At 61.6% G+C, this 11,106-nt stretch carries 10 protein-coding genes; 2 read left to right on the top strand and 8 right to left on the bottom strand.

Annotated features, from left to right (window positions below; all coding sequences use genetic code 11):
- Nucleotides 1-280 precede the first annotated feature (280 nt).
- The 5 genes from B3F77_RS15615 to B3F77_RS15595 all read right to left on the bottom strand — a co-directional run bounded on the left by B3F77_RS15615 (nt 281) and on the right by B3F77_RS15595 (nt 5,429).
- A complete protein-coding gene (locus tag B3F77_RS15615; RefSeq protein WP_293605837.1) occupies nt 281-1,939 on the bottom strand; it encodes an MFS transporter in 1,659 nt (552 codons plus the stop codon).
- A gap of 182 nt (nt 1,940-2,121) precedes the next feature.
- A complete protein-coding gene (locus B3F77_RS15610) occupies nt 2,122-2,772 on the bottom strand; it encodes a 2-hydroxychromene-2-carboxylate isomerase (RefSeq protein WP_293605836.1) in 651 nt (216 codons plus the stop codon).
- Between the two features lie 38 nt (nt 2,773-2,810).
- Complete coding sequence (locus B3F77_RS15605) at nt 2,811-3,575, bottom strand: YbaK/EbsC family protein (RefSeq protein WP_293605835.1); 765 nt, start codon at nt 3,573-3,575, stop codon at nt 2,811-2,813.
- A complete protein-coding gene (locus B3F77_RS15600) occupies nt 3,575-4,495 on the bottom strand; it encodes a hydroxymethylglutaryl-CoA lyase (RefSeq protein ID WP_293605834.1) in 921 nt (306 codons plus the stop codon). The genes B3F77_RS15605 and B3F77_RS15600 overlap by 1 nt, the downstream gene beginning before the upstream one ends.
- A 4-nt stretch (nt 4,496-4,499) precedes the next feature.
- The gene (locus B3F77_RS15595; RefSeq protein WP_293605833.1) at nt 4,500-5,429 is read right to left on the bottom strand and encodes a 2-hydroxyacid dehydrogenase; all 930 of its coding nucleotides are present in this window, start codon (nt 5,427-5,429) and stop codon (nt 4,500-4,502) included.
- A gap of 134 nt (nt 5,430-5,563) precedes the next feature.
- Between B3F77_RS15595 and B3F77_RS15590 the strand changes: the two genes are divergently transcribed.
- Both B3F77_RS15590 and B3F77_RS15585 read left to right on the top strand, forming a co-directional pair.
- Entirely contained in the window at nt 5,564-6,328 is a 765-nt protein-coding gene (locus B3F77_RS15590; protein WP_293605832.1) for a metallophosphoesterase family protein, read from the top strand.
- The gene (locus tag B3F77_RS15585) at nt 6,325-7,761 is read left to right on the top strand and encodes a bifunctional serine/threonine-protein kinase/universal stress protein (RefSeq protein ID WP_293605831.1); all 1,437 of its coding nucleotides are present in this window, start codon (nt 6,325-6,327) and stop codon (nt 7,759-7,761) included. Before B3F77_RS15590 ends, B3F77_RS15585 begins: the two co-directional genes overlap by 4 nt.
- 30 nt (nt 7,762-7,791) lie before the next feature.
- Here B3F77_RS15585 and B3F77_RS15580 read toward each other — a convergent pair whose 3' ends face one another.
- The 3 genes from B3F77_RS15580 to B3F77_RS15570 form a co-directional block, all read right to left on the bottom strand.
- The gene (locus tag B3F77_RS15580) at nt 7,792-9,900 is read right to left on the bottom strand and encodes an acetyl-CoA carboxylase biotin carboxylase subunit (protein WP_293605830.1); all 2,109 of its coding nucleotides are present in this window, start codon (nt 9,898-9,900) and stop codon (nt 7,792-7,794) included.
- Nucleotides 9,901-10,071: 171 nt separating this feature from the next.
- A complete protein-coding gene (locus B3F77_RS15575; RefSeq protein WP_293605829.1) occupies nt 10,072-10,851 on the bottom strand; it encodes an enoyl-CoA hydratase/isomerase family protein in 780 nt (259 codons plus the stop codon).
- 3 nt (nt 10,852-10,854) lie between these two features.
- Nucleotides 10,855-11,106, bottom strand: a 252-nt coding sequence (locus B3F77_RS15570; protein WP_293605828.1) for a carboxyl transferase domain-containing protein, incomplete at its 5' end; no start/stop codon positions are given.

Below are 11,106 nucleotides of genomic sequence, written 5' to 3'. Positions count from 1 at the left end.
GGACGTAAACATTATTTACGGATCAGTTCTTAATCATTTTTATCGGCACTGCATCAGTTTTTGACATCGCCCCAACAGATTCAACGCATGATGGCGGTCTAAGACGCCCTTGCTGAGCAGATACAGTGCCAGTCCTGCGATCACAATTGAATCCCACCACAATTTGCGACATCTTCTGTCCCAAGAAAAACAAGCCCCCGACAGATGATGCCGAGGGCCTGCAGACTTTCGCGAGGCCGGGCAGCACGGGCAGCTAAGGCCCGCGCTGCAGCAATACCCATCAGTCGTTGGCGTAAATATCAACGTCCTTGGTTTCCTTGACAAACAGCGTGCCGACCACAAAAGTCATGCCAGCCACGACGATGGGGTACCACAAGCCGTTGTACATATTTCCGGTCTGCGCCACGATGGCAAAGGCTGTGGTGGGCAGCAAGCCACCGAACCAGCCGTTACCGATGTGGTATGGCAAGCTCATCGAGGTGTAGCGAATGCGGGTTGGAAACAGTTCCACCAGCATGGCGGCGATCGGGCCATACACCATGGTCACCAGAATCACAAGGTAAGTCAGGAGGGCGATCACCATGACCGTGTCGACCTTGGCCATATCAGCCTTGATCGGGTAACCAGCCGCCTTGAGGTCGTCAGCCACCGCTTTCTTGAACGTGGCATCCTTGGCTTTGGCCTCGGCAGCGGGCAAGCCTTTTGAGGCGTAGCTGGAGATCACCGTCTCACCGATCTTGATGGTGGCGACAGAGCCAGCCGGACCATCCACGTTGTCATAGCTCACCGAAGAGCCTGCCAGCACCTGTTTGGCGATATCGCAGGAGCTGGTGAACTTGACCGTACCGGTGGGGTTGAACTGGAACGAGCACTCTTTGTTGTCCGCGGTCACGATCACCTTGTTTTTGGCCTGCGCTTCGGCCAGAGCCGGGTTGGCGGCCTTGGTCAGGGCGGTGAACACCGGGAAGTAAGTCAGCGCGGCCAGCAGGCAGCCCGCCATGATGATGGGCTTGCGGCCAATCTTGTCGGACAGGGAGCCAAACAGGATGAAGAACGGTGTACCAATAATCAACGAGGCAGCCACGTAGATGTTGGCAGTAGCGCCATCGACCTTGAGCGATTGCGTCAGGAAGAACAGAGAATAAAACTGGCCTCCGTACCACACCACCGCTTGACCGGCAGTCAGGCCGATCAGGGCCAGAATCACAATCTTGAGGTTCTTCCATTGGCCGAATGACTCGGACAATGGCGCCTTGGAAGTCTTGCCTTCAGCCTTCATCTTGGCGAAGGCGGGCGACTCGTTCATGCCCAGGCGAATCCAGACCGACACCGCGAGCAAGGCCACCGACGCAATGAACGGCACGCGCCAGCCCCAGTCGGCAAAAGCAGCTTCACCGATCAAGGTGCGGGTGCCGAGAATCACCAGTAGAGACAGGAACAGGCCCAACGTGGCCGTTGTTTGAATCCACGACGTGTAGGCGCCGCGTTTGCCTTGCGGGGAGTGCTCGGCCACGTAGGTGGCAGCACCGCCGTACTCACCACCCAGCGCCAGCCCCTGCAACATGCGCAAGGCAATCAGGATCACCGGCGCGGCCACGCCAATGGTGGCGTAGTTGGGCAAGATGCCCACGATGAAAGTGGACGAGCCCATGATCACGATGGTCACCAGGAAGGTGTACTTGCGGCCAATCATGTCGCCGAGTCGGCCAAAGAAAATGGCGCCGAAAGGGCGCACGATGAAGCCGGCAGCAAACGCAAGCAGGGCAAAAATGAAGGCAGAGCCCTCATCCAGACCGCTGAAAAACTGCTTGGCAATGATGGCTGCCAGTGATCCGTAAAGGTAGAAGTCGTACCATTCGAAAATGGTACCCAGTGATGATGCGAAGATCACCTTCTTTTCTCCGGGCGTCATAGGCCGGTAGGGCGCTGCTGTTGCCATAGTTATGTCTCCAAATGGTTGTTACCCCCCAACACAGGGGCTGCTTCCATTATTTGGACCTGTACTGACCCCGAACTGACGCGAAAATAACAGGAGCTTGCACGAAACTTGTGCGCGGCTGACAAGTCAAGGGGAAACCCTTTAAAAACTTTTCAGCATGCGAAGTACATCAGGGAAAACGCTTAGCTTGGTCGCCCAATGCCCGAAGTGACCTGACTGACGCCATTCCAGTCCGGGCTGCTAAACCAGGAGCCGCCCAGCAGGTACTCGCGCAGCATGGGCAGCGAATCCAGCCCCCAGAAGAATTTGTCGTCGACCGCAAAAGCGGGTACGCCAAAGACTCCCTGCGCAATCGCGTCTTCGGTATTTTTTTTCAGTTGCGCCTTGACCGTATCGCTGTGCATGCCACGCTGCGGAGCCAACTGCTGCACCAGCGATTCGAGACGCGGCTCATCAGTGGCCTCACCACCACCACGCCAGACATGGCGAAAGATGGTTTCACAAACATAACGATTGGGCGCGCCAGGCTCGTACTCAGGACTGCATGCCACCGCGAGCCGCAACAAGGGCAAGGGGTTGAACGGATGGCTGGCCGGGAGCTGCAGGGGAATACCCCGGCTGTGCGCCAGCCACAACACCTGGCGGTAGGTCCAATCGCGCTTGGGTGCGATCTCCGCAGGGCCCAGTTGGCCATGGTGCTTGAGCATGCCAGCGAACAGCACGGGCGTGTAGCTAACGCTGTAGCTCACACCCCTCAAGGCATCAGGCAGGAGCTCAAACGCCAGGTAGGCATAAGGCGATATGAAGTCGAGATAACAGGTGATGTGTCGCATGCCGCTTGCTGCTGGCTGCGAGCGATTTCCCATAGCTGTCATGGCTGCATGGTGGCCATGCGCTGCTCAATGGCGCTCCAGATGCCGCGCTTGCTGTTATCGTCCGCGCGACTCCAGGCCGCAATCTCGTCTCGCGTGCGGAAACAGCCTTCGCACCATCCAGTGGCCGCGCTCATGCGGCAAACGGAGATGCAGGGAGACGGAACATCGGCTGCGGCGTCCACCGTATGGGCACGCAGGGTGACCAAACAGATGGCACGCTGTAAAGCCAATTTTTCGTCCTCAACCTCCGCCGCCACATCCACCGCCAGGTCTGCTATCGGCGCGCCAGTCAGCCACTGAAGCTCTTTCGGCGAGAGCTGAAACACCGCATGCGGATGCCCGGCCGCAGCCCATATTTCATCTAAGCGGAACAGCGACTGATCAATCAGGGTGACCGAGAGCGTGGCGTGTGCGAGTGGTGAAACGCCGCCAATCGAGAAACCGGTCCGGGCTTTCACAAACGCCGCATCCGCACGCCCCAGCCGCTTGCCGTCTGTGCAGACAAGGGCTTCCACCTTCTTCTCGTCGACACGCTGGTCGCCGGAGGTCACCACCAGCACGGCCGAATCATCCGACTTGCGGCGAAAAATAATACTCTTCGCAATCTGGCCTACGGCAATGCCCAAGGCGTCAGCCGCCTGCTGCGCAGTGCGCGCGGCATCATCGAGCATGACGGGCGCATGCGCGTGCCCCCTGGCCTGCAGCACTGCAGCTACCCGCTGCACACCTTCCGGGAGCACTTTCACTTCAGCACCGCACATCAGTCCAACCTTTTATTCAACATGGCATTTGCCGCCCTCGAATTCGGTTTGCGTTCAAGAAAATCGCTGATGAATTTTCCCGCATCAAGCAGTTTGTCCAGATCAATGCCGGTTTCAATGTCCATGCCATGCAGCATGTAAACCACGTCCTCGCTCGCCACATTGCCGGTAGCGCCCTTGGCGTAGGGGCAACCACCCAGCCCTGCCACTGAGGTGTCAAACTGCCACACACCCATCTCCAGCGTGGCCAGCGTATTGGCCAGCGCCTGGCCATAGGTGTCGTGGAAATGCCCAGACACCTCGTCGATGTCATAGTGCCTGAGGGCCGCTTCCATGGCGCGCTGCACCTTGACCGGCGTGCCCACGCCAATCGTGTCAGCCACACCGATGTGCTGGACGCCTATACCCTTCATGAGCCCGGCCAGATAGCCCACGCGCTCGGGCGCAATCTCGCCCTCGTAGGGGCAGCCAACGGCGCACGACATGGCGCCGCGCACATGGATTCCGGCTGCGCGAGCGGCCTGCACCACGGGCGCAAATCGTTCGATGCTTTCGGCGATGGAGCAATTGATGTTGCGCTGGCTGAAGGCTTCGCTGGCCGCCCCGAACACCACAATTTCATCGGGCCAAAGCGCACGCGCGGGAGCCACCGCCGCCTCAAAGCCCTTCATGTTCGGCGTGAGTACGGAATAACGCACGCCCGGTTTGCGCCGCAGGCCGGCCATCACCTGCGCGTTGTCGGCCATTTGCGGCACCCATTTCGGTGAGACAAAACTGGTAACTTCAATTTCAGTGAGGCCGGCGTCCTGCAGGCGGTGCACCAGTTCGATCTTCACGGCTGCGGGCACTGGTGCTTTCTCGTTCTGCAAACCGTCTCTAGGGCCGACATCGATGAGTTTGACTCTGGAAGGTAGTTTCATGCGCTCAGTATCCTTTTTTGGGGTCAACCACACCGGCAAGGCTGGAAATAGGTGCACCATTTTGCAGCGCCTTAATTTTCCCCGCAATCTGTGCAATGCTTTCTTCGCGCAGCGTTCGGGCCGAGGTGTGCGGCGTCACGGTAATCCGGGGGTGCTTCCAGAATGGATGCGCCGCAGGCAGGGGCTCCGTGCGGAACACATCCAGTGTGGCGCCGACCAGATGGCCGCTGTCAACCAGCGCGATCAAGTCCTCATCGACCAAGTGTGCACCACGGGCCACGTTGATGACGTAGCTGCCGGGGCGCAGTCGCGACAGCGTGTCGTAACGCATGATGTCGCGCGTCTCGGTGGTCAATGGCAACAGGCAGACCAGGATGCGTGTGGCAGCCAGGAAGTCGTCGAACTGGGCCGGTCCGGCATGGCATTGCACCCCGTGCAGCGTCCTGGGGCTGCGGCTCCAGCCGCAAACCGGAAACTCGAATCCCTGCAGGGCTTGCGCCACGCGCTGCCCGAGCACGCCCAGGCCCATCACACCGACCGGAAAATTCTGGCGCAGACGCGGTTTGCGGTAGGACCACTTGCCTTGAGCCACATCGGCCTCGTAAGCATCGAATTCACGAAAATGGCGAATCACCGCATGACACACATACTCTGCCATCTGCACCGACATGCCCGCGTCGTCGAGCCGTACCACCGCCGTCTGTGGCGGCACGCGCAGGCGCAACAGCGCATCGACGCCCGCGCCGATGTTGAACATGGCCTTGAGGCCGGGTTGTTCGTCCAAAAACCGCTGCGGCGGGGCCCACACCACCGCATAGTCGGCTGCTGCCGCACCGGGCTGCCAGATCTCCACGGTGACGGTGGGCAAGGCAGCGCGCAGGCCCTGCAGCCAGGGTTCGGGTGGCGTGTCGGTGCAACAAAAGGCGATGCGCATGGGTCGTCGTCGGGCGGTTACAGTTGAACGACTGTATCAGCGAAACCACCCGTCGCCGTCGGGCATCGGATCGGTTAAGGTTCTATCTTCGCCCGAGCCTAACGCCAGTGGCTTTTAAACAGGAGCCTCCCCTCATGAAGCTGGCCTTGCTGTCAGACATTCACGCCAACAGCCGCGCGCTGGAGGCCTGCCTGACGCACGCCGATTCGCTCGGGGTGCAGCGACTGGCCGTGCTGGGCGATACGGTCGGCTATGGCAGCGAGCCGGCGCAGGTGGTACAGCGGGTCATGACGCTGGCGCAGCAAGGTGCCGTGGTGCTGCAGGGCAACCACGACGTTGTGGCTGTGACCCCCCCCCTGATAGTGGCCACGAGCGGTGACGAGGGGGCCCAATGGACGCACGCTCAACTCAGCCCGGCGCAGCGCCAGTTTCTGGCCGGCCTGCCGCTGACCCACTGCGAGGGCACGATGCTGCTGGTGCACGCCAGCGCCGACGCGCCCGAGCGCTGGCACTACGTCGATAATGAGCGTGCTGCCGCCGCCAGCCTGGATGCGGCGGCAGCGCCGCCGCATGGCAACGCCCAGGTGCGACATGTCTTTGGTGGCCATGTGCACCAGCAGACGCTGTATTACCGTGGCACCGGGCGCAACCTGATGGCCTTTTTGCCCACACCCGGGGTGGCCATACCCACGCCACGGCTTCGCAGCTGGATCGCCACCGTCGGCTCGGTCGGTCAGCCGCGCGATGGTCGTACCGAGGCCATGTATGCGGTGTTCGACACCGTCGCCCTGCAATTAACCTTCTACCGTGTGCCCTACGATTTTCACGCGGCAGCGGCCAGCATCCGTGCGGCCGGCCTGCCAGGCTACTTCGCGCAACGACTGGAGATCGGCCATTGAAACTGATTGAACCTGGCACCGTGATCGACGGCTTTTTGGTCGAGGACTGCATCCACACCGGGAGCATGGCGCTGATCTATCGGGCGCATTACGCCGGTGGGCGCGAGCCCAACTTCGAGATGGTGATGAAGGTGCCGCGCATGACTGCGGGCGATGGTGCCGAAAACATCGTCAGTTTCGAGGTCGAACACCAGATCATGCAGGTGCTCACTGGCACGCACGTACCGCGCCTGGTGGCTGCGGGCGACCTTGACGTGGTGCCCTACCTGGTGATGGAGTACGTCAGGGGCCGCACACTGGACCACTGGCTGGAGCTGGGTGAGCAGGGCCAGCGGCCTGATGCGGCCACCTTGGCCAGCTTGGGGGCTGCCGTGGCCACGGCAGCGCACAGCCTGCACAAACAGAACGCCGTGCACCTCGACCTGAAGCCGGCCAATGTACTGATTCGTGACGACGGCAGCGCGGTACTGGTGGATTTCGGCCTGAGTTTTCATGCGCACTATCCGGATCTGCTGGCCGAAGAGCTGCGCAAGGCGGTCGGCTCGCCGGCCTACATGGCACCGGAGCAGGTGGTGGGCGTGCGCGGCGACCCGCGCAGCGACATTTTTGCCATCGGCGTCATACTGTACGAGTTGGCCACCGGTGAGCTGCCATTTGGCAACCCGCAAACCACCGGCGGTCTGCGTCAACGTCTGTGGATGGACCCTCCGCCGCCGCGCAAGTTGCGCCCCGACCTGCCCGAGTGGCTGCAGGAAGTGATTTTGTGCTGCCTGGAGCCTGTGGCCGACCAGCGCTACCCCTCGGCCGCGCACCTGGCTTTCGACCTGATGCACCCGGAGCAGATCACCATCACCGCGCGTGGGCGCGATCTGCAGGGCACAGGCTTTCGCACCCACTTCAAGCGCTGGTTCAAGGCTGCGGGCATGCACTACGAGCCCAGCCCGTTGCCCACACGGCAGATCGAGGAGGTGCCCATCATCATGGTGGCCGTGCCCAACCATGACGTCACCGACGCCACGCTGTATTCACTGCGTCAGGCCGTCGGGCGTTCGCTGGGCATTCGCCCGGGTGCCCGGCTGGCCTGTGTAACCGTGATTTCTCCGCGCGCCACCAGCACCACCAGCGATGACAACAGCGAAACCAGCGTGCACCGCAATATGCTGGCGATGCTGCGGCAGTGGACCCAGGGTCTGGGTCTGACGAATCATCAGGCCTCGTATCACGTACTCGAATCGAGCGACGTGGCCCAGGCCATCGTGCGCTATGCCGAGGGCAACAACGTCGACATGATCGTCATGGGGGCCGCCACCCATGGCCTGCAGATGAAGCGCTTCGTCGCCACCGTGCCGATCAAGGTGGCCATGGAGGCGCCCTGCACGGTGATTCTGGTCAAGCAGACGTTGCCCTTCGAACGTTTGGGCCATGAGGGGTAGCCCGGCATCCACCGTGGCGTGGCGGATGCTTCACTCCGCCAGTCGCAGCAACTCTGCCCCTTCGGCCACCTGATCGCCCGGTGCATACAGCAACTCCTTCACCACCCCGTCGGCGGGTGCGGCAATGGTGTGCTCCATTTTCATGGCCTCCATCACCGCCAGCGTCTGACCCTTGCTGACCTTGTCACCGCCCTTGACGGCAAAGGACACAACCTTGCCAGGCATGGGCGCGGTCAGGCGCCCGGTCTCTGCATGGCTCTCGCCAGCATGGGCGAGCAAATCAATGGCCGTGATCTGTGTCGCACCATGCGCCATAAAGACGTGGTCCACCTCACCTTGCCGGTAAACCGCCGCAGTGAGGCGCTGGCCCGCAAACTGGATGTCGATGCCCTGCGCCGCTTTGGAGAACACCAGTGGACCGGACACTTCAGCCACCACCAGGCGCAGCGCGCCGTCATGCAGATAGGTCAACTCGGCTTGGGCGGGCTCGTCGTGGAATTCAAACCCGAAACGCCGCTGCGTCACGCCATGCGAACACCAGCCATCGCGGCGGCTGAAAGGGTCGGCGCCTTCGGAGGCCTTCTCGTCCACCAGCGCCTGGGCAATCGCGGCCGCCGCAGCCATTGCCAATCCGACAGGCTCCTGCTTGAAGAGCACCGCCTCTTCGCGCGGGATCAGCGCGGTGTCCAGATTGGCTTGGGCAAACGAGGGGCTGCGCACCACATAGCGCAGAAACTGCACATTGGTGTTGAGCCCGACGATGCGGGTTTGCGCCAGCGCGTCGTCCAGCCGGGCAAGCGCTTCTTCACGGGTCTGGCCATGCACGATCAGTTTGGCGACCATCGAGTCATAAAAAGGAGAAATTGTGTCGCCTTCGCGCACGCCATCGTCGACGCGGACCGCAACACCGGTGTTGCTCAAATTCGCGCGCTCAAAGCTGGTGCAGGCCGGCTTCTGGTAGACATGCAGGGTGCCGGTCGCTGGCAGAAAATTGTTGTCGGGGTTTTCGGCGCAGATGCGGGCTTCGATGGCGTGGCCGGTGATGCGCAGTTGCTCTTGCTTGAGGGGCAAGGTCTGGCCACAAGCAACCCGCAACTGCCACTCCACCAAATCCAGCCCGGTAATGGCTTCAGTCACCGGATGCTCGACCTGCAAACGGGTGTTCATCTCCATGAAGTAAAAGGCCCCCACGCTTGCCACTTCGTGTGCTGCGCTGCCCCCCGAGGGGGCTGAGCTTGCTTGGGGCGGCCCGGCGCGGCGCTCGCCGGTCACCCCACTTGTCGCATCCTCCGGCAGATGCTGCTCGACGATGAACTCCACCGTGCCAGCGCCCACGTAGTTCACTGCTCGCGCCGCCGCCACCGCAGCTTCACCCATCTGCCTGCGCATCGCTTCCGTCATGCCGGGAGCCGGCGCTTCTTCGAGTACTTTCTGGTGGCGCCGCTGCACCGAACAGTCGCGCTCGAACAAGTACACATAGTTGCCGTGGCTGTCGCCAAACACCTGAATCTCGATGTGCCGCGGACGCTGCGCATATTTCTCCACCAGCACGGCATCGTCACCAAAGCTGGTTATGGCTTCGCGTTTGCAGGACGCCAGCGCTGCGTCAAAGTCTTCCGACTTGTCCACCGCCCGCATGCCTTTGCCGCCGCCGCCCGCGCTGGCCTTGATGAGCACCGGGTAGCCGATGCGATCCGCCTCACGCTTGAGCAGTTCGGGCGACTGGTCACTGCCGTGGTAACCGGGCACCAGCGGTACGCCGGCCGTTTCCATCAGGCGCTTGGACTCGGCTTTGAGTCCCATGGCCTTGATGGCGGACGCGGGTGGGCCAATGAAGACCAGCCCCACGTTGGCACAGGCCTGCGCAAACTCCTCGTTTTCACTCAGAAAGCCATAGCCCGGGTGAATCGCCTCGGCGCCTGTGGCTTTCGCCGCTTCAATGATGCGATCCCAGCGCAAGTAGCTGTCTTTGGGCGCGCTGCCGCCGATGTGAATGGCTTCATCGCAAAAGCTCACATGCTTGGCGTTGGCATCGGCATCCGAGTACACCGCGACCGTTTTAATGGCCATGCGCTTGGCAGTGGCCGCAACGCGGCAGGCGATTTCCCCGCGATTGGCTATCAGTATCTTTTTAAACATGGTGAACTTTCGCGGTGAAATCGCCTGCACACGCTTCGCGTGCCAGGCAATGTAGCTTCGCTGCTGCGCGGCTTTGCCGCTGGTCGCCTCGGTTCGCGATCAGGATTTTTTTATACATGTCTGTTGTTCTTTGAAAAAGGTGACTTCAGGGTAACGACGGGCGATCCGTGATCAGACCAGCCAGGACGGTTTGCGCTTTTGCAGGAAAGACTGCACGCCTTCCTTGCCCTGCTCGCTGGAGCGGATGTCGGCGATGCCTTTCACGGTCCGGGCCATCAGGTCGGCCGAGATGTCACGCCCGGCCACGTCCTGCACCAGTTGCTTGCAGGCTTTGACCGCTGCGGGGCTGGCGCTGACCAGCGCCTGGGTGATCTCAGCCACCTTGGCATCAAGCGCGTCGGCCGTCACCACGCTGTGGATAAAACCGATGCGATGCGCTTCCTGGGCATCAAAGCGTTCTGCCGTCAAAAAATAGCGGTGCGCCGCACGCGCACCCATGGCGCGGATCACGTAGGGGCTGATGGTGGCCGGAATCAGCCCCAGCTTGACCTCGCTGAGGCAAAAGTTGGCCGTATCGACACTGACCGCCATGTCGCACACGGCCACCAGGCCCATACCGCCCGCGTATACATCACCCTGGATGCGGGCCACGGTGGGTTTGGGGCACTCATAAATCACGCGCAGCATCTCGGCCAGTTGGGCGGCATCGGCCAGGTTCTCCGCATGGGTGTAGTCCGCCATGCGGCGCATCCAGTTGAGGTCGGCACCGGCGCAAAAAGCCACGCCCTCCGCAGCCAACACCACACAGCGCACGTCCTCACCCGTACCCAGTTCGCCGAAGGCTTGGATGAACTCGGCAATCACTTCGTCGTTGAAGGCATTGCGCACCCCGGGACGACTGAGCACCAGCGTCGCCACACCATCCTGAACGGTCAGTTGGAGGTATTTCATGGTTTACATCCTGAACAGGCCGAATTTTGTCTCTGGAATCGGCGCATTGAGCGAGGCGCTCAACCCCAGTGCCAGCACGCGACGCGTATCGGCCGGGTCAATCACGCCGTCGTCCCAGAGCCGTGCGGTGGCGTAGTAGGGGTGGCCCTGGCTCTCGTACTGGCTGCGTATCGGCGCCTTGAACGCTTCTTCTTCTTCGGCACTCCAGGCGCCACCTTTGGCTTCAATGCCGTCGCGCTTGACGGTGGCCAGCAC

The sequence above is a fragment of the Polaromonas sp. UBA4122 genome, from assembly GCA_002381615.1.
In the GTDB taxonomy this organism is placed as follows: domain Bacteria; phylum Pseudomonadota; class Gammaproteobacteria; order Burkholderiales; family Burkholderiaceae_C; genus Polaromonas.
The sequence above is the reverse complement of the archived record's forward strand: the minus strand, read 5'-3'. Positions and strand labels throughout refer to the sequence as shown.